The 18754-nt window shown below is 69.2% G+C and carries 15 protein-coding genes; 10 read left to right on the forward strand and 5 right to left on the reverse strand.

Annotation, left to right across the window (positions count from 1 at the left end):
• Nucleotides 1-54: 54 nt before the first annotated feature.
• The gene (locus tag ACX114_RS33290) at nucleotides 55-960 is read right to left on the reverse strand and encodes an AraC family transcriptional regulator (protein WP_459291335.1); all 906 of its coding nucleotides are present in this window, start codon (nucleotides 958-960) and stop codon (nucleotides 55-57) included.
• Between the two features lie 98 nt (nucleotides 961-1058).
• On the opposite strand from ACX114_RS33290, the gene ACX114_RS33295 reads away from it, so the two are divergent.
• The 7 genes from ACX114_RS33295 (at nucleotide 1059) to ACX114_RS33325 (ending at nucleotide 7827) form a co-directional block, all read left to right on the forward strand.
• Entirely contained in the window at nucleotides 1059-1820 is a 762-nt protein-coding gene (locus ACX114_RS33295) for an SDR family oxidoreductase (protein WP_459291337.1), read from the forward strand.
• A 9-nt stretch (nucleotides 1821-1829) separates the two neighbouring features.
• The gene (locus ACX114_RS33300) at nucleotides 1830-2102 is read left to right on the forward strand and encodes a hypothetical protein (RefSeq protein WP_459291339.1); all 273 of its coding nucleotides are present in this window, start codon (nucleotides 1830-1832) and stop codon (nucleotides 2100-2102) included.
• A 7-nt stretch (nucleotides 2103-2109) separates the two neighbouring features.
• Nucleotides 2110-3030, forward strand: coding sequence for an SMI1/KNR4 family protein (locus tag ACX114_RS33305; RefSeq protein ID WP_459291341.1), 921 nt, complete (start codon nucleotides 2110-2112; stop codon nucleotides 3028-3030).
• A 120-nt stretch (nucleotides 3031-3150) separates the two neighbouring features.
• The gene (locus tag ACX114_RS33310) at nucleotides 3151-3576 is read left to right on the forward strand and encodes a YciI family protein (RefSeq protein WP_459291343.1); all 426 of its coding nucleotides are present in this window, start codon (nucleotides 3151-3153) and stop codon (nucleotides 3574-3576) included.
• A 24-nt stretch (nucleotides 3577-3600) separates the two neighbouring features.
• Nucleotides 3601-4923, forward strand: a complete 1323-nt coding sequence (locus ACX114_RS33315) for a hypothetical protein (RefSeq protein ID WP_459291345.1) — start codon at nucleotides 3601-3603, stop codon at nucleotides 4921-4923.
• Between the two features lie 82 nt (nucleotides 4924-5005).
• On the forward strand, nucleotides 5006-6172 hold the full coding sequence (locus tag ACX114_RS33320) for a hypothetical protein (protein WP_459291347.1): 1167 nt from the start codon (nucleotides 5006-5008) through the stop codon (nucleotides 6170-6172).
• Between the two features lie 77 nt (nucleotides 6173-6249).
• Nucleotides 6250-7827: an SDR family NAD(P)-dependent oxidoreductase gene (locus tag ACX114_RS33325; RefSeq protein WP_459291349.1), complete on the forward strand. Its 1578-nt coding sequence runs from the start codon at nucleotides 6250-6252 to the stop codon at nucleotides 7825-7827.
• A gap of 7 nt (nucleotides 7828-7834) precedes the next feature.
• Here ACX114_RS33325 and ACX114_RS33330 read toward each other — a convergent pair whose 3' ends face one another.
• Nucleotides 7835-9007 (reverse strand): glycoside hydrolase family 26 protein, encoded by a 1173-nt coding sequence (locus ACX114_RS33330; RefSeq protein ID WP_459291351.1) that lies wholly within the window; start codon nucleotides 9005-9007, stop codon nucleotides 7835-7837.
• 166 nt (nucleotides 9008-9173) lie between these two features.
• Between ACX114_RS33330 and ileS the strand changes: the two genes are divergently transcribed.
• Nucleotides 9174-12917: an isoleucine--tRNA ligase gene (ileS, locus tag ACX114_RS33335; RefSeq protein WP_459291353.1), complete on the forward strand. Its 3744-nt coding sequence runs from the start codon at nucleotides 9174-9176 to the stop codon at nucleotides 12915-12917.
• Nucleotides 12918-13032: 115 nt separating this feature from the next.
• Nucleotides 13033-15234, forward strand: coding sequence for a TonB-dependent siderophore receptor (locus ACX114_RS33340; RefSeq protein ID WP_459291355.1), 2202 nt, complete (start codon nucleotides 13033-13035; stop codon nucleotides 15232-15234).
• An 836-nt stretch (nucleotides 15235-16070) separates the two neighbouring features.
• Here the strand turns inward: ACX114_RS33340 and ACX114_RS33345 are convergent.
• From ACX114_RS33345 to ACX114_RS33355, 3 genes are read right to left on the reverse strand one after another with little or no spacing between them, the layout of a single operon-like run.
• Entirely contained in the window at nucleotides 16071-17627 is a 1557-nt protein-coding gene (locus tag ACX114_RS33345) for a PepSY-associated TM helix domain-containing protein (protein ID WP_459291356.1), read from the reverse strand.
• Entirely contained in the window at nucleotides 17624-17911 is a 288-nt protein-coding gene (locus tag ACX114_RS33350; protein ID WP_459291358.1) for a hypothetical protein, read from the reverse strand. The genes ACX114_RS33345 and ACX114_RS33350 overlap by 4 nt, the downstream gene beginning before the upstream one ends.
• The gene (locus tag ACX114_RS33355; protein ID WP_459300341.1) at nucleotides 17908-18195 is read right to left on the reverse strand and encodes a hypothetical protein; all 288 of its coding nucleotides are present in this window, start codon (nucleotides 18193-18195) and stop codon (nucleotides 17908-17910) included. The genes ACX114_RS33350 and ACX114_RS33355 overlap by 4 nt, the downstream gene beginning before the upstream one ends.
• Before the next feature lie 181 nt (nucleotides 18196-18376).
• Here ACX114_RS33355 and ACX114_RS33360 point away from each other — a divergent pair, with 181 nt between their 5' ends.
• Nucleotides 18377-18751, forward strand: coding sequence for a GFA family protein (locus tag ACX114_RS33360; protein ID WP_459291360.1), 375 nt, complete (start codon nucleotides 18377-18379; stop codon nucleotides 18749-18751).
• The last annotated feature ends 3 nt before the right edge of the window (nucleotides 18752-18754 follow it).

Raw genomic sequence — 18754 nt, forward strand, 5'->3', positions numbered from 1 at the left:
CTCCGGGGAGAGCGCCCGGGGCCCGTCCGTCCGGCTGGCCTCCATGAAGGCCTGTCATGACACCGCCTGCTCCCGCGCGTAGTGCGTGGGGGGCAGTCCGACGTGGCGGGTGAAGGCCACGCTGAAGGTGCTCGCGGAGCTGTAGCCGACTTGCTCCGCGACCTCGGCGACGGTGACCTCCTTCTTGCGCAGCAGCAGGTCCTTCGCCTTGGCCATGCGCCAGCCGAGCAGGTACTCCATCGGGGCCATGCCCACCGCGCGGCTGAAGCGCTCGAAGAACGCGGAGCGGGACAGCGCGGCCTCCTTCGCCAGCTGCGCCACGGTCCACGCCTGGGTCGGATGCTCGTGCATCCGGCGGATGGCCACGGACAGGCGCTCATCGGAGAGCCCACGCAGGAGGCCCGGTGACGCCGCGAGGCCCGCGGTGGAGCGGAGCGCCTCGATGAGGAGCACCTCCATGAGACGGGCGAGGATGACCTCGCGCGCGGGCCGCCGTTCACGCGACTCCTCCCTCAACAGCTCCACCAGGGTGGTGAGCCGCTGCTCGCCGCGGACGTGCACGAACTGGGGAAGGAGCGAGACGAGCAGGCTCGCGTCCGGGGAGGCGAAGGTGCAGTACCCCACCATCATCCGGACATCGGGCGGGCCATGGTGGACGCCGTTCCGGATTTCCCCATCGGGCAACACGATGCGCGGCGTCTCATGCTTTCCCTTGGGCGGCTCGATGCTCGTCGTCGTGAAGTCGAACGCCGCGGGAATCAGGACGAAGTCCCCCTTCTCGAGGATGACCGGCTCGCGCCCGTCGATGGCGAGGCGGCTCTTCCCCATGAGGACCGCGCAATAGAAGGGCCGCCCATTCTCCGCGCGCCGGACCCGCCACTTGCCCGCGCCACTGACGAGCTTCGAGAACGGGGCGCCTGGCTGGAGCAGCGAGACCACCTCCGCGAGTGGATCGACCATGGCTGGACTCCCGCGAATGAAATCTGGACTCCCTGTTGTAGCAGGTCCGGTTCCGGCTCCGTATATCCGTCACCGAAGCCACCCTGCCAGGAGACGCCATGAAGACGATTTTGATCACCGGATGCTCGTCCGGATTCGGCCTCGACACCGCCCGCCACTTCCTCGAACACGGCTGGAAGGTCATCGCCACGATGCGCAAGCCCCGCGAGGACGTGCTGCCCCGCTCCGAGCACCTGCGCGTGCTCCCGCTCGACGTCACCGACCCGGCGAGCATCCGCGAGCTGGCGCAGGCCGCGGGGCCCATCGACGTGCTGGTCAACAACGCGGGCGTAGGCCTCATGGGTGTCTTCGAGGGCACGTCCATGGAGACGGTCCGCAACACCTTCGAGACGAACACCTTCGGAGCGATGACCGTGACCCAGGCGTTCCTGCCTCACTTCAGGCAGCAGAAGTCGGGGGTCATCGTGAACGTCTCGTCGGGAACGACGCTGAAGCCACTTCCACTGCTCGCCGTCTACAGCGCGAGCAAGGCGGCGCTCAACGCGTTCACCGAATCGCTCGCGCTGGAGCTCCAGCCCTTCGGCGTGCGGGTGAGCCTGGTGATTCCGGGTCGCTCGCCGGAGACGCCCTTCGCCCAGAACGCCCAGTCCCGAGGGCAAGACCAGGGCGTCACCGTCCCCGAGGCCTACGCCGGCTTCGTGCGGAGCATCTTCGAGCAGCGGACGGCGCACGCCTCGGGACCGGTCACCCGGTCGATTGACGTGGTGGAGGCCATCTGGCGCGCGGTGAACGACCCCTCGAGCCCGGTCCGCCTGCCCGCGGGTGCGGACGCCGTGGAGATGGCCAGGACACGCCCCTAGGATGGGGGCATGCGCTCTTTGCTCTGCGGTCTCACGATGATGCTCCTGGGCGGGTCTTCCGCCTGGGCCAAGGACGACCTGCGTCCCGCCCACCAGCGGTTCACCAAACCGGAGCAGGTGCGCGAGTGGCAGCAGTTCTGCCGCAAGACGTCGGACTTCGACCTCAAGGCCGGCCCCGACGCGCTCAACAACTACCTGGTCTCCCTGGGCAAGGAAGGCTGGGAGCTGGTGCTGGTGGACACCCAGGTGGGCATGGTGTGCTTCAAGCGCCCCGCCTCCTGAGGTCCCCATGCCCATGACGGTCCTGAGCCCACGCGCCCTGCTTCTTGGAACCACGCTGCTGCTCTCGCTGAGCGCCGTGGGCCGCGTCCAGGCCCAGCCTGCGCCGGAGTCCACCCGGACGACCGTCGCGCAAGGCAAGCAGGTCCCCGCTGTCCTCCAGGAGTGGCGGAAGTACAAGGCCTGGCTGCGGCGCAACGTTCCGGCGTACCACGCGCAGCTCAACGGCCCCGCCACCCTCGCGCAGATCCAGGCACTGGAGGCCGAGCTGGGCGTCAAGCTGCCCGAGGACTTCAAGCAGCTCTACCTGGAGAACAACGGTCAGCAGGACCCCTTCGGCGACGAAGGAAGCATGCTGGGACACTCCTTCCTCTCCCTCCAGCAGATCTCCTTCTTCTGGAAGCGGGACGTGCTCCCCGGAATCGAGGGGCTCGCGGACGCGGACTCGCAGACCCGTTCCTTCAAACCGGGAACGGTCCAGGACCACTTCCTCGTCCGCCAGTGGATTCCCCTCTTCACCGACACCCAGGGGGACTACCTCGGCTACGACTTCGCGCCCGGGCCGAAGGGACAGAAGGGGCAGATCATCAACTTCGGCACCCGCGAATACGTGCACCATGTCATCGCCAGGGACCTGACGGACTTCCTCCGGCGCATCAACGCGCAGCTGGCGAAGACGGACGTCAAGAAGGCCGTCTTCACGGACGAGAAGGGCACCCGGCTCATCTCCGGCTTCAGCTTTGAAGGACACCTGACGGATGACCTGGTGGCGCTGCAGACCCGGGGAGTTACCCGCGATGTGATCGACGGGCCGGCCCAGTTCATCGTCCTGCCCACGAAGCAACCCGGCGCCCCCGCCGTGAAACAACAACTGCCCCAGGGCCTGCCCCCGCCGCAGTCGGAAATCCACGTCCGCTACCCCAAGCAGTGACCCTTCGCCGGTCAGCCGGGCGGATGCAGGAGTCCTGAAGTCCCGTGTCGATCCGCCGCACGACCGTTCGTCCTGGGGATGTAGGTCACATCGGCCATTCCCACGTCAGGAGTCCCCCGCATGCGCTTCATGCTCATCCCCCGCCCGTCCACCATCGAGCCCACGCACTCGGACGCGCCCTTCGACGAGGCCGTCTTCATCGCGCAGATGAAGTTCAACGAGGAGATGCACAAGGCCGGCGTGCTCGTCGCCTCCGAGGGCCTCAGCCCTTCCCCGGGCGCGCACGTCGTCTTCAAGGACGGCAAGTCCACCGTGAAGGATGGCCCCTACGCGGAGACGAAGGAGCTCATCGGCGGCTTCTACGTGCTGGAGGTGAAGTCGAAGGAGGAGGCCATCGAGTGGGCCCGCCGCTATCCGGGCGGCATGGGCAACGACGACGTGATGGAGGTCCGCCCCCTCACCGGCACCGGAGACATCCCGCCGGAGCTGGTGAAGCTCATCGAGAAGGTGGCGCCCACCTGGAGCCAGACCTTCAAGTCGCGGTGATGAACGGCGACTAGAGTCCGCTCCATGACCTCCGCCACGCCGTCACTGGCCTCGTCCGCCCCGTGGGTCCAACGTGCGCTGAGGCTCTTCGTTCCGGTGGTGGGGATCCTCGGGCTGCTGTCGCTGGTCACCTACTACCGGATGCACCCGGACCTGCCGTTCATCCGGTCAGACGGCTACGGCTACCACCTCTACCTCACGGCCGCCTTCGTCCAGCACGACCTGTCCTTCCGCACCGAGGCCGCCGAGTGGGGCGCGGACCTGGACTACAACATGGGTCTCACGCGGGACGAGACCACCGGCCGCTACCTGAACCGCTTCCCTCCGGGTCAGGCCCTGCTGATGCTGCCCGCCTTCCTGGCCGCGCACTTCAGCGCGCCGCTCCTGGGGTTCCGCCAGGACGGCTTCTCGCTGCCCTACCACTTCGCGGCGGCGCTCAGCGGACTGTGCGCGCTGCTCATCGGGCTGACGCTGCTGAAGCGGGCCCTGGAAGCGCTCTTCCCCGCGGGGGTGGTGCTGGCGACGCTGACCGTCGTCACCTTCGGCACCAACCTGTTCCACTACGGCACCGCGGACGCCATCTTCAGCCACGTCTACTCCTTCGCCCTCTACGCCGCACTGCTCCTCCTGGTGCCCGCGTGGTACCGGGCGCCCACGGTGCGCACGTCGCTGCTCTTGGGCGCGGTGGCGGGCTACATCGTGCTGGTGCGTCCCCCCAACGGTCTGGCGCTCGTGCTGGTGCCGCTGTACGGCGTCCGTGACGGCCTGACGCAGCGGGAGCGGCTGGCGTTCGTCTGGAAGCACAAGGGCCGCGTCGCGCTGGCGCTGCTGGCGATGGGCGCGGTGCTGAGCATCCTGTTCGGCTACTGGCACTACGCCACCGGCAGATGGGTGATGTACTCCTACCGGGGCCAGGGCTTCGAGTTCACCCAACCCCAGCTCGCCGCCGTCCTCTTCAGCCTCCGCAAGGGGCTCTTCTTCTGGACGCCGGTGTGGCTCTTCGCGGTGGTGGGCTTCGCGCGCGACCGGGAGCACCTGCGCGACTACCTGCTGCCGGTGCTGCTCTTCTTCATCTTCCAGGTCTACCTCACCGCCGCCTGGTGGCACTGGCCCTATGGCCTGAGCTTCGGCCACCGCGCCTTCACGGAAGGCAGCGCCTTCTTCGCGCTGGGGCTCGCGGGCTTCCTCGCGCACCTGGAGCGCCCCACGGTCCGCAAGGCCGTGGGCGCGGTGCTGGCGTTGCTCGTCGCGTATGAGAGCTTCCTGATGGCGCGCTACTGGCAGGGCCGGCTGCCGGGAGACCGGACCACGTGGGCCCAGTACCGCAGCCTCTTCACGCTCCCGTAGCAAGCCTCCCCGCCCGCCCTGCATGGGAGGAGGTGGCCCACCGGACCCTCCCCGTCCCACACACGTCTATACTGCGGCGCGCATGTCCACCCTGCCCGCCCCCGCCCTCGAAGCGTCCGCAGCCCCGGCGTCCGTGCGCTTCCAGGGGCTGTGGCTCTTCTCGCCCCGGGCGGACCTGAGCATCCTGCTGCTGCCCACGCTGGTGATGCTCACCTCCATGTGGCTCGCGAGCCTCACCGGCGAGGACTCGCAGGGGTTCGCCCAGACCATTGGCCGGTGGACGTCGCAGTACGTCTTCTTCAACGGCACGCACGTCATCCTCACCTTCCTGCTGGTGGGCACGCGGCGCGAACTGCTGCACACCACGCCCAACCAATCCCGGCTGCTCGTGGGCGGCGCGTCGGCGGTGTTCGTGCTCACCACCGGGCTGCTCTGGTACGGGGACGCGCACGCGCCGCTCCTCGCGCTGCTGCTGGGCGGGAGCATCCACGTCCTCGCCGCGCATCACACGCTGTCGCAGGTGAAGGGGCTGTGGGCCCTGCACGGCCTCCGGGCCCGCGCCGCGGGCGCCCCGCCCCTCTCCGAAGCCGAGCGCACGCTCCAGCGCCAGTTCGTCCCCATCGCGCTGACCTTGATGATGATCCGCTCGCTGGCCCTGCCCCTCACCAGCACCCTGGGCTCGCGGCCGATGATCAACATCGGCCAGGCGGAGAGTGGCTCGCTGCCGCACGGCCTCACCTGGATGCTGCTCGCGGTCTGGGGCGTCTTCGCCGTGAAGCTGCTGCTCGCGCTGCGCGGCCCTTCAGGACAGAGCGGGCCCCGGTGCGTGTACATCCTGGCGCACGTGGCGGTGGTGGCGGTGTACCTCGTGTGGCCGCGGTGGGGCTCCATCCTGACCGCGGGCATCCACGGCCTGGAGTACTTCTTCCTCACCGGCCGCATGCTTCAGCCCACGGCCTCGGAGACCACGACCGGCCTGCGCGGCCCGCGCGTGTGGGCGGCGATGCTGGCCGTGATGACCCCCAGCATCCTGGTGGGCGTGGCCAACAGCCCCTTCGTCACCCTGGTGGACGGCGTCACGCAGGGCGCGGCCACGGCCTTCTTCCTGAGCCAGCAGCCGCTGTGGTCGCTGGGGCTCATCGCCACCAACGGGGTGGTGCTGGCGCACTACTTCGCGGACGCGTTCCTCTACCGCTTCCGCATCCCCCGCGTGCGCGAGGTGACGCTCCCCCGCCTGGGCCTGGGCTGAAGCCTCCCCGCCCGCCCTCCAGGCATCGCGTGAGCCGCGCCTTTCCCCCAGCCGCCCGGGAGGGTAAGCACCAGGGCGTGAAGAATCCGGCCGTCGAGAACCTCCCGCCCCCGTCCGACACCGACACGGCCCCGCCGCCCGACGTCTCCGTGGAGGACGTGCGCCGCGCCACGGCGCTCCTGAGCACGCTCGCCGAGCACCGCGTGCTCCTGCACCACCTGCCCCAGGAGGACCACCACGCGCTGATGGCCGCCGCGGGCCGGCTCATCCACCCGGACAAGGCCACGAAGTCGCGGATGGTGAACGCGCTCCGCAAGGAGAAGAAGGACGTGCTGCGCGCCAACGACCGCGCCGTGCGCTCCAGCACGGAGATCCGCGTGCTGCGCAAGGCGCCGGTGCTCTCCCTGCCCGCGCTGCCCCCGCCGCCTCCGGAGGCCACGCCGGAGCGCCTGCTGGAGGTGCCGCGCAAGTGCTACGTGTGCAAGGTGGAGTTCCGCAAGGTCCACTTCTTCTACGACGCCATGTGCATCCCGTGCGGGGACCTGAACTACGCCCGGCGCACGCAGCGCGCGGACCTCACCGGCCACGTGGCGCTCATCACCGGCGCGCGGGTGAAGATTGGCTTCCAGGCGTCGCTGATGCTGCTGCGCTCGGGCGCGACCGTCATCGCCACCACGCGCTTCCCCCAGGACGCGGTGCACCGCTACGCGCGCGAGCCGGACTTCGCGGACTGGGCCCACCGGCTCCAGGTGCACGGCCTGGACCTGCGGCACGCGCCCAGCGTGGAGCTGTTCGCGCGCCACATCGAACAGACGCACGAGCGGCTGGACATCCTCATCAACAACGCCGCGCAGACCGTGCGCCGGCCGCCGGGCTTCTACCAGCACCTGCTGGACGGCGAGCTGCGAGACGTGGACCCACGGCTGCGCCCGCTGCTCGCGGGCCACGAGGCCTGCGTCGCCGCGCTCCGTCCCGCGCTGGGCCCCGGTGACCTGGGCAACACGTCACTGCCCGTGGCCAACTGGCGCAGCAGCGACCCGGCGCTGGGCATCCACTCGTCCGCCGCGCTGTCACTGCTCCCCTACGCCATGGAGCAGGAGGGCGACACGCAAGCCCTCTTCCCGCAGGGAAGGCTGGACGCGGACCTCCAGCAGGTGGACCTGCGGGCCACGAACTCCTGGCGCCTGAAGCTGTCGGAGGTGCGCACCGCGGAGATGCTGGAGGTGCACCTGGTGAACGCGGTGGCCCCCTTCATCCTGTGCGGCAAGCTGAAGCCGCTGATGCTCAAGGACCGCTCGCGGCCGGGCCACATCGTCAACGTGTCGGCCATGGAGGGCAGCTTCTCCCGCTGGACGAAGACGGACCGGCACCCGCACACCAACATGGCCAAGGCCGCGCTGAACATGATGACGCTGACCTCCGCGCCGGACTACGCGCGGGACAACATCTTCATGAACGCGGCGGACACCGGCTGGGTGACGGATGAAGACCCCGCCCGCTTCGCCGAGCGCAAGACGCAGGAGCTGGACTTCCAGCCCCCGCTGGACATCGTGGACGGGGCCGCGCGCGTGGTGGACCCCATCATCACCGCCGTGAACACCGGCGAATACGTCTGGGGCAACTTCTTCAAGGACTACCGCCCCACGGACTGGTGACGCGGCTTCAGCGCAGCGCGCCCCAGTTGTAGGTCGCGTTGCTCCCGCCGGTCAGCACGCGCCAGTACGTGCTGTAATACCCATACGTGTCCTTGATGGCCTTGTAGCCGCTGGACACGTTCCAGTCGTTGGGGCTCGTGGTGCCCAGGTTGTAGACGAGCGAGTCGCCCCAGATGGAGTAGATGGCCCACGGCCGCGCGTCCAACTCGGACACCGTGCCGTAACGGCTGTCACCCCAGCGCACCGGCAGCTTGTCCGTCTCCGCCAGCATGCGCGGTTTGTTGTAGCCCCCAAGCCCCGTATAGAACTGCGCCGGGAAGTACGGATTGCCGTGGTAGATGTCCACGGCCACCACGTCCACGCGGTCGTTGCCCGGGTAGTAGTTCCACGGGTCCCCGCCGTAGGTGCCGTCCCACTCGTACGGCGACCAGACGAAGATGAGGTTCTTCAAACCGCGCGTCTTCACCAGATAGTCGTGCGTGATGTTCCAGAGCTGCTTGTACTGGGCAGGGTCCTGGTTCGCCCACCAGAACGGCGACGCGCTCCCCTTCTTGTTCATCTCGTGGAAGGGGCGGTACAGCACCGGCACGCCCTGCTGCTGGAGGTACGCGAGCTTGTCCGCCGCGAAGGACAAGTCCCTCAGCAGCGCCTGGTACTCCGCCGTATTGGCCTGCCAGTTGATGACCCGGCCGAACCAGTTGGAGTCCATCCACGACTGCCGGAAGTTGTTCGGCCAGCTCTTCACGGACGCGCCCGGATAGGACATGTGGAAGCTGAACCCCACGATGCCCTCGCCGTAGATGAAGCGGTCGCGAGCGAAGCCCACCGCGTAGTCCACATAGGCTTCCGCGTAGGTGTTGCGGGAGTTGCCCGGCCCGAAGTCGAACTCCACGAAGCCCGGGCGGCGGCCGGAGATGTCCCCCACCTTCACCCAGTACTCGCCCGCGTAGGCCTCCTTCTGGGCCTCGCAGTGCTGGCCCATGATGGTCTGCTTCGTCCCGCCGTTGCGGCTGTTGTTCTCCAGGTCCGTCAGCAGGTTGTAGACCTTCTGCGCCTGCGCGGTGGGGCCGGGCGTGCTCAGCGTCCGGGACACCTGGGCGCTCGCGCTGCCTGCGCCCAGGCACAGCACCAGCGCCGCCAAGAGGAAGGAGAGGGACGGCTTCGGGGGAACGTGCGTCACGCGGGGACCTCCAGTGGCTGCCCGGGGAGCGGCCAGGGTGCCACCTCCTGCGCACGAATTACATGGATTTCGGCTTAGGCGAATCTGTCCACCGGCGTGCGGGCGGGTTCGCAAGGCCCTGGATTCACTGCCAAAGGGCCGGGCCGGTGGTATCAAGCACGCCACCATGCCTGAAACGCCTTCGCCCCTGTTCAACGCGGTCCCCGTGGAGATGGACTTCCCGGCCGAGGAGCGCCGCATCCTGGCCTTCTGGAAGGAGCGCGGCATCTTCGAGAAATCGCTCAAGGCGAACGAAGGCAAGCCCTCCTTCGTCTTCTACGAAGGCCCGCCCACCGCGAACGGCCTGCCCCACAACGGCCACGTCCTCACGCGCGTCATCAAGGACCTGTTCCCGCGCTACCAGACCATGCGGGGCCACTACGTGCCGCGCAAGGCGGGCTGGGACACGCACGGCCTGCCGGTGGAGGTGGAGGTGGAGAAGGAGCTCCGCATCCACGGCAAGGCGGAGATCGAGAAGTACGGCGTGGAGCCCTTCACGGAGCGCTGCATCGAGTCCGTGTTCCGCTACACGTCCGAGTGGGAGCGGCTGACCCAGCGCATCGGCTTCTGGGTGGACCTCAACGAGGCCTACGTCACCTATCACCGCGGCTTCGTGCAGAGCGTGTGGTGGGCGCTCTCCGAGCTCTACAAGAAGGGCCTGCTGTACCAGGGCCACAAGGTGGTCTGGTGGTGGCCGCGCGGTGGCACCGCGCTGTCCGCGGCCGAAGTGGACCTGGGCTACAAGACGGTGGACGACCCCAGCGTCTACGTGGCCTTCCCGCTGCGCGACGCGCCGGACACGTCGCTGCTCATCTGGACGACGACGCCCTGGACGCTGCCGTCCAACATGTACGCGGCCGTCAACCCGAACGTGGACTACGTCACGGTGGACGCGGGCGACCGCAAGCTCATCCTCGCCGCCGCGCTGCGCGAAGAGCTGGCCAAGAAGCTGAAGAAGGACCTGCCCGTGCTGTCCACGCAGAAGGGCAGCGACCTGGTCGGCAAGCGCTACACGCCGCCCTTCGACACGTACTTCGCGAAGGATGCGGACGCCACGCTGCCCCTGAAGGACGGCGGACAGGACACGGTGGGCTGGCGCGTGATTCCGGCGGACTTCGTCACGCTGGACAGCGGCACGGGCATCGTCCACACGGCCCCTGCCTTCGGCGAGGACGACTACCGGGCCTACCGCAAGGACGCCACGCGCTTCCAGGATCCGGACGCGCTGGGCATGCGCTGCGCGGTGAAGCCGGACGGCACGTTCTCCGAAGAGGTGCCGCTCGTCACCGGCAAGTTCGTGAAGGACGCGGACAAGGACCTGCAGCGCAACCTGAAGGAGCGCGGGCTGCTCATCCACACGGAGCAGTACCGCCACGAGTACCCCTTCTGCTGGCGCGCGGACGAAGACCCGCTCATCCAGTACGCCCGCCCCGCCTGGTACATCCGCACCACCTCCGTCATCGAGCAGGCCAAGGCGAACAACCAGCAGGTCAACTGGGTCCCGGAGAACATCAAGGACGGCCGCTTCGGCGACTTCCTGGCCAACAACGTGGACTGGGCCCTGTCGCGCGAGCGCTACTGGGGCACGCCGCTGCCCTTGTGGATCCACTCCGAAACGGGTGAGACGGAGGCGGTCTCCTCCATCGCGGAGCTGCGCCAGAAGCCGGGCAACAACGTGGCCGCCGTGGAGGCGGAGCTGAAGGCGTTCCTCGCCGGCAAGCCCCACGAGGCCAACGCGGAGCACCTGCTGGTCCACAAGCCGTGGATCGACAAGGTCACCTACGAGAAGGCGGGTGCCGGCGGGAAGTTCCAGCGCGTCCCGGAAGTGGTGGACGTGTGGTTCGACTCCGGCTGCATGCCCTTCGCGCAGTGGGGCTTCCCGCACGCGGAAGGCAGCAAGGAGATTTTCAACCGCGCGTTCCCGGCGGACTTCATCTCCGAGGCCATCGACCAGACGCGCGGCTGGTTCTACTCGCTGCTGATGGTGAGCACGCTCCTCTTCGACGAGGAGACGCAGAAGCGCATGGGCCTGACGCCCAAGCGTGAGTGGCCCATGCCGTACAAGAGCTGCATCGTCCTGGGCCACGTCTCCGACAAGGAGGGCAAGAAGGAGTCCAAGTCCAAGGGCAACTACACCCCGCCGGAGATCATCCTGGACGAGGTGCGCATGGACTTCGCGGTGCTCACCGCCACGGAGGCCGGCGTCCCGGCGGAGCCCGGCGTGGCGCTCATCGCGCGCGAGGACCTGGAGGGCCTGGACACGCAGGAGGGCGCCAAGGTGCAGCTCTTCCGCCCGGACCGGCCGGAGAAGCCCGTCACGGTGACGGTGAAGGTCCATAAGAAGCTCAAGCGCCGCGTGGTGCTGCTGGCGCCGCAGGAGCTCCAGCAGTTGGACGTGAAGCCCTCCGCGCGCGGCGTGGACGTGATGCCGGTGGAGGTGCCCCGGCTGGCGGCCACCGAGCGCGTGGTGCTCAAGGACCCCGCCACCAAGGCGCCGGGCGCGGACGCGTTCCGGTGGTTCTTCTACGCGGCCAGCCCCACCTGGTCGAACACGCGCCACTCGCTGGCGAACGTGCGGCTGTTGCAGAAGGACTTCCAGGTCAAGCTGCGCAACGTCTACTCGTTCTTCACCATCTACGCGAACATCGACGGGTTCAACCCGGCGAAGGGCACCGCCAGCAGCACGGAGGCCCCGTGGCTGGCCATCCGCAAGAGCCAGGGCTGGCGCGAGGTGAAGGCCCGGCCCGTGCTGGACCGGTGGATCCTCTCCGAGGTGCAGCTCACCCTGCGCGACGTGGCCAAGGCGCTGGACACCTACCAGGTCTACGACGCGGCCCAGCGGATGGTGGCGCTGGTGGACGCGCTGTCCAACTGGTACCTGCGCCGCAGCCGCGAGCGCTTCTGGGCGCCGGGCTTCGAGCAGGACAAGCAGGACGCGTACTTCACGCTCTACGAGGCGCTGACGACCATCACCGCCATGTCCGCCCCGTTCATCCCGTTCTTCGCGGACGAGATGTGGGGCAACCTGGTGGGCAAGCCGTGGGGCGCGTCGCAGCCGGAGAGCGTGCACCTGGCGAGCTTCCCGGACGTGGACGCGAGCCTCATCGACGAGGGGCTGGCCGCGGAGATGGGCGCCGTGCGCGAGCTGGTGTCGCTGGGCCTCAAGGTCCGCACGGACAACCGGCTCAAGGTGCGCCAGCCGCTGTCGCGCGCGGACGTCATCCTGTCGCGCCGCGAGCTGACGGAGCGCGTGGCCGTGTACCAGGCGCTCATCAGCGACGAGCTGAACGTGCACACCGTGAAGCTGGTGGAGCCGGGCAGCCCGGAGGCGGACGTGGTGCGCTACCGCGTGCGTCCCAACCTGCGCGCCATGGGCAGCCGGCTGGGCCCCAAGCTCGCGCCGGTGCGCAAGGCGTTCGACGCTGGCGATGGCCGCGCCCTGCACCAGGAGCTGCTCACCACGGGCAAGGTGGCCCTGAACGTGGGCGGCGAGGACATGGTCTTCCCCGCCGAGGAGCTGGAGACCCTGGTGGAGGCGCAGCCGGGCTACGCCGCCGCGGGCGGAGCCGTGGGCGTGGTGGTGATGCACACGCAGCTCACCGAGGCCCTGGTGGACGAGGGCCTGGTGCGCGAGCTGCTGGCGCGCGTGCAGGGTTCCCGCAAGGACATGAACCTGGGCTACACCGACCGCATCCGCCTGTGGGTGGACGGCGATGACCGCGTGAAGCGCGTCGTCGACGCCGCCCGCGAGGAGATTGCCCGCGAGACGCTCGCCTCCGAGATCCACGTGGGCCCCGAGGGGCTCACCGGCTCGGAGGAGGAGGCCAGCCTCAACGGCCTCCCCGCGAAGCTTCGCGTCGAGCGCGCCTGAACCCCAGGTGTGACGCGGCGAGGACCGGGAGGGCGTGGGCGACTCCCGGCTTGCCGCCTCAGGGGGCGGGTGTTACGAGACGGGCGTCCCCCTGATTTCGCAAATCATTCTCAACATGCCCACTTCGTTCCGTAGCCGTCCGCGCCTCGTCCCGGGGGCGCTGCTTGGCGCCTCCTTCGCCCTCCTCGCCTCCCCTGCCCTGGCGCAGGAGCCCGTCGCGCCCCAGGAGGCTCCGGCCCCGGAGTCCCCGGCGCCCGACGCCGCGCCCATGGACGACGGCGTCTACGACCTGCCCACGGTGGTCGTGGAGAGCGAGCGCGCCAACGGCCCGGTGCAGGGCTACACCGCGCGCCGCAGCGGCAGCGGCACGAAGACGGACACCGCGATTGGGGACACGCCGCAGTCGGTGTCGGTGGTGGGCCGGGCGCAGATGGACGCGCAGCAGGTGCAGTCCGTGACGGAGGCCACGCGCTACACGCCGGGCGTGCGCTCGGACACGTTCGGCGCGGACCCTCGCAACGACTGGTTCCTGATTCGCGGCTTCACGTCCCAGGAGGGCGGCTACTTCCTGGACGGGCTCCAGCTGTACTCCAGCAGCTTCGCCACCTGGAAGCTGGAGACCTTCGGCCTGGAGCGCGTGGAGACCGTGCGCGGTCCCTCCTCCGTGCTGTACGGCGGCACGTCTCCGGGCGGCCTGCTCAACATGGTGGGCAAGCGTCCGCCGGTGGAGGGGCACATCCGGCACGTGGAGCTGGGCGTCAATGAGTTCGCCAACGGCTACGCAGGCGTGGACTTCGGCGGCACCATCGACTCGGGCAACCACTGGCGCTACCGGGTGACGGCGCTGGCGCGCGGCGGCGGCACGCAGGTGGAGGAGACGGACAACAACCGGCTCTTCATCGCCCCGGCCCTCACCTGGGCACCGACGGAGAACACGGCGCTGACGGTGCACGGCAGCTTCCTGGCGGACCGCACGCAGGGGCAGAACTTCCTGCCGTACGTGGGCACCGTGGTGGACGCGCCCTATGGCCGCATCCCCACCGACCTCTTCACCAGCGACAAGAGCCTGGACCACTTCCAGCGCAACCAGTCCTGGGCGGGCTACGAGTTCTCCCACCGCTTCAACGACACCTTCACGCTGCGGCAGAACCTGCGCTACGCGCACCTGGACCTGGACTTCCAGACGCTCTACGGCGTGGGCTACGTGGGTGAGCCGGCGGACGCGCAGCTGTCGCGCGGCAACTTCGTCACCCGGCCGACCGCGAACCTCTTCACGGTGGACACGCAGGGCGACGTGCGCTTCAGCACCGGCCCCGTGCGCCACCTGGTGCTGGCGGGCGTGGACTTCAAGAACTACGTGCTGAACGACGAGCAGGGCTACGAAGCGGGCGCGCCGCTGGACCTGCTCAACCCCGTGCGCGGCGACTACACGCCCACGGAGTCGCGCTACACGCTGAACCAGTCCACGCAGAACCAGCTGGGCGTCTACCTCCAGGACCAGCTGCGCATCGGCGACCGGCTGAGCCTGACGCTGAGCGGGCGTCATGACTGGGTGGGCATGGACGTGGACAACGAGCTCGCGCCCACGTCGAGCTACGACGGCAGCGAGAGCGCCTTCAGCGGCCGGGCGGGCCTGCTCTACCGCTTCGACGTCGGCGTCGCGCCGTACGTCAGCGTCTCCAAGTCGTTCAACCCTGTGGCCGGGACGAAGTCGGACGGCTCGCTCTTCGAGCCGGAGAAGGGCCAGCAGTTGGAGGCGGGCGTGAAGTACCAGCCGGATGCGTTCCCGGTGCTGGTGGGCCTGTCGGTGTTCGAGCTGAAGCGGCAGAACTTCGTGACGACGGACGGGGCCTTCAACCAGCTGCAGATTGGCGAGGTCCGCTCGCGAGGCTTCGAGGTGGAGGCCAACGCCACGCTGTTGCGAGGCCTGAGCCTGATTGGCTCCGCGTCGCTGTACTCGCTGGAGATCACGGAAGGCGCGGACCTGGAGCTGGGCAAGCGTCCGGTGGGTGTGCCGGAGGTGCTGGCGTCGCTGTGGCTGGACTACACGTTCCAGGACGGAGCGCTGCGAGGCTTCGGAGCGGCGGCGGGCGTGCGCGGAGTGGGCAGCTCCTACGCGGACCGAGAGAACACGCTGGAAGTGCCAGGCTTCACGCTGGTGGACGCGAGCGTGCACTACGAGCGAGGCCCGTGGCGCGCGGCCATCAACGCCTCCAACGTGGCGGACAAGACCTACGTGTCCTCCTGCAGCTCCGCGTCGGCCTGCTTCTACGGCGAGCGCCGCCGCGCGTCCGCCACGGTCGGCTACACCTGGTAGCCGTCACGCGCTGACGTCTCAATAGGGCCCTTGCCTGGCACGTCTCCGCCAGCAAGGGCCTTGTCCCCACGGGTGAGAAGGTGAGAACCCTACGGGGACGTCCCGTCGGCGGCGCGCCGGAAAAACCTGTCCGACTGTCGGACAGGTTTGAATGACCGCGGCGAACCTCCTCGCGCGGACGAACTTCCTGACGGTCCCCATCGAACGGGTTTCGCCTTCCGCCCGTTGCTCGGGGCACGCCGCGCCGGCCGGGCAACCGAAACCTGTCCGACTGTCGGACCAGTTTGGAAGTCGCGCCAGCGGAAGGCCCCCCGGTCCGCCCGAGCAGCACGAACTTGTCCGACTGTCCGACAGGTTTGGAACTCGGTGGCTCGGGTTCCGCCCGGGCAGCGAGAACCTGTCCGACTGTCGGACAGGTTTTGAGAGTCCGTGCTACGCAAGAGCCCTTGCTCGGTCCAAGCATCAGGGACCTGTCCGACAGGTCTGGAACTCGGTGGCCCGGGTTTCCGCCCGGACAGCGAGAACTTGTCCGACTGTCGGACAGGTTTTGAGGTCAGCAGCGCCAGCGAGGGTCGCTCCACCTGGCGGCACGAACCTGTCCGACGGCCGGACAGGTTTTGGAGGTGCGCTGCGCTGGGACAGCCATCTCCCTTCGCGGCACGAACCTGTCCGACTGTCGGACAGGTTTTGGAAGACCGCGCCCGGGGCGGCGCCTCGGATGTGAGGTGGACCGCATGGGCGCTTCGGGCCTGGCGCACATCGTGCACTTCAGGCCTCACGACCGCGCAGCTGGGAAGTCTCCCTGGCGCCCACCGTGCTTCGCGGCTGCTCGGGCCTCACGCCTTGACGAGGGGCCCTTCGGGCGCGGCGCTACCGGACACGGGCACCGCCGTCTTGCGTTTGCGCAGGCCCCACGCGAGCCCGCCGCAACCCAGTGCCATCGCGGCCAGGAACGCCTCCGCCATGAACACCGGGGGCAGACCGCGCGACAGCGCCGTGAACAGGTTCGCGTCCTGCGTCAGGACGTCGCCCACCACCACCGCGCCGAACAGGACCGCCGCCACGGCGCACAGCACGCTGCCCACCGTGCGCGACGACCCGCGTGGCACGAGCGCGATGATGACTCCGAGCGCCCACGCGCCCAGGAACAGGCCGAACTCCCAGTCCGCTCGCCGTGCCATGGCCCACGGCAGCACCCGGTTCGCGGCGCAGTACACCGCCGTGCCGAACGTGAGCCCCGCGGACACTCCCACGGTCAGCCGCTCCAGCACGCGGTTGCCCCTGCGCGTGCGCAGCGGGTCCCGACGCTCCAGCCAGATGAGGTTTCCCGTCACGAGCACCGCGCACATCGCCAGCGCGAGCAGCGCGTAGAGCGGCTTCATCAGCGCCTCCGCGAACCGGCCCGCGTGCAGATCGAAGAGCAGCCGCTCGAAGGTGAAGTTCGGCGTGCGGGACTCCACGCTCGACCCGAACGTCTCACCGGTCACGCTGTCCACATGCGCGAAGTGGTCCGGTCCCAGTGGGGACAACTGGAAGTACACGCCCGCCCAGCCGCGCGCATCGCCGTGGTCGTGAAGCTCCACGTAGCGGGGCGTGCCCTCCGCTCCAGGCACCGACGCTCGCGCCCGCTCCACCACCGTGTCCAGCGACAGCATGGGCGCGTCCTTCCCCGCAGACTCCCTCACCGGCACGCTGTAGCCGCGCAGCTTCGTCACCCGGTCCGCCTGCCCCCGGTACACCGTGCTCCCGAAGCCCTGCGCCGCCAGCCCCGCCAGACACAGCACCGCCCCCGTCCACGCCAGCATCGCGGTGAACGGCAGCCCGAAGACGCCTAGCACCTTGTGCGCGTCCGACGCGGAGAAGCGAGGCTTCGCCGTGGGCCGGAAGCGCCACCACTGCGCGCGCAGGTCCTTCAGGTGGATCCACAGGCCGCTGACCAGCGCCATCAGCAGCGCCACCGACACCAGCCCCGAGAACTCCATCCCCCAGGGCACCCGGTAGAAGAAGTGCATCCAGTACAGCTCGCTCGCCAGCCGGCTGCGCTCCGGCAACGCGGTGCCGGTGAGTGGATCCAGCCACACCACGCGCAGCCCCGCGGGCTCGAAGAGGTACGCGGTGATGAACCGCGTCTCCTCGTGCGTGAGCATCCCCACGTGCGCGCCTCGCGGCAGCGGCCCCTGCTCCCGCACCCGCTCGAGCATCAGGTCGAACGACGGCGGCGACTCCGAGGGCGGCGCGACGTGGAGCGCGGGCTCCTGCCACACCTCCAGCTCCTCACGGAACATCGCGAAGACGCCACAGAAGAAGATGACGAACAGGAACAGGCTGGCGATGACGCCCGCCCACGCGTGCAGGTCGAACTGGATGCGGAACGTCCGGGGCGACAGCTTCATCGCGGCCCCCGCACGAGCAGCGCGACGGCCACCGGCGCCACCACCGCCAGACACACGCCCCACGCCACCCGGCCATTGCGCGCCAGCGGCAGCACACACGCGAGCCCCACCCACACCGGAAGCACCACGTGGAAGCCCAGCGCGAAGGCCCATGGCCCCGACACCGGCAGGAACGCCATCACCGCCGCGCCCACCGCGAACGCCGCGAGCGGAGCCCCCAGCACCGTCGCCAGCGTCCGCGCGACGGAGTGGTTCGCCGCCTTGTCACCGCGACCCGCGCTCATCGGCCCACGCCCATCAGCACCACCGGCACCAGGCCCGCCACGCCACTCACCCAAGCGAACGCGCGCGCACGCGAAGGCCGGGGCGAGAGCACCAGCACCAGCGCCGAGGCCGCCGTCATCGCCAGCACCAGCAGCACCAGCAGCCCCGCCACCCACCCGAAGTCGCCCACGCAGCACCCCAGCGACGCAAGCCCTGGCACGGCCGCGAGCCACCGCGCGCGGCCCCCCACGCCCATCCACGACACCGCCGACACGCAGAAGCACAGCGCGGCGAGGCTCAACATCGCGTCCACCGCGCGACCCCGTCTCTTGGTTCCAAGTTGATAATGATTTGCATCCTCACGACTGCCTCCAGGCCTGTCAAGGCAGGCGGAAGGCACCCGTGCTCACGGTGCGAGCGTCGACGCACGAACACCGTGCGCGCACCGCGCTTCCAGGCAATGCGGCGCTCCGGATGATGGCGGAATGAGCGAAGCCGGGACCTTGAAGGGAAGCTGTCACTGCGGCGCGACGCGGTTCGAAGTGACCGCGCCGCCGAAGGACGTCACCCGCTGCAATTGCACGTTCTGCTCCAAGCGCGGCGTGCTCTGGGCCTACTACGCACCCGAGCAGGTGACGTTCACATGCCGCGACCAGGTGGCCACCTACGCGCGCAACGAGCCCGTGGCGCACCACCACTGCCAGCAGTGCGGCTGCGGCACGTGGACGGACACGCCCGTGTGGGAGGACAACGCGCCCGTGCCCGGCAGGTTCAAGGTCGGCCTCAACGCGCGCTTGTTCGACGACTTCAACCTGGACGCGGTGCGCGTGAAGTTCGTGGACGGCCGCAACCTCTGGTAGCCA

It is taken from the genome of Corallococcus sp. M7 (assembly GCF_054512695.1).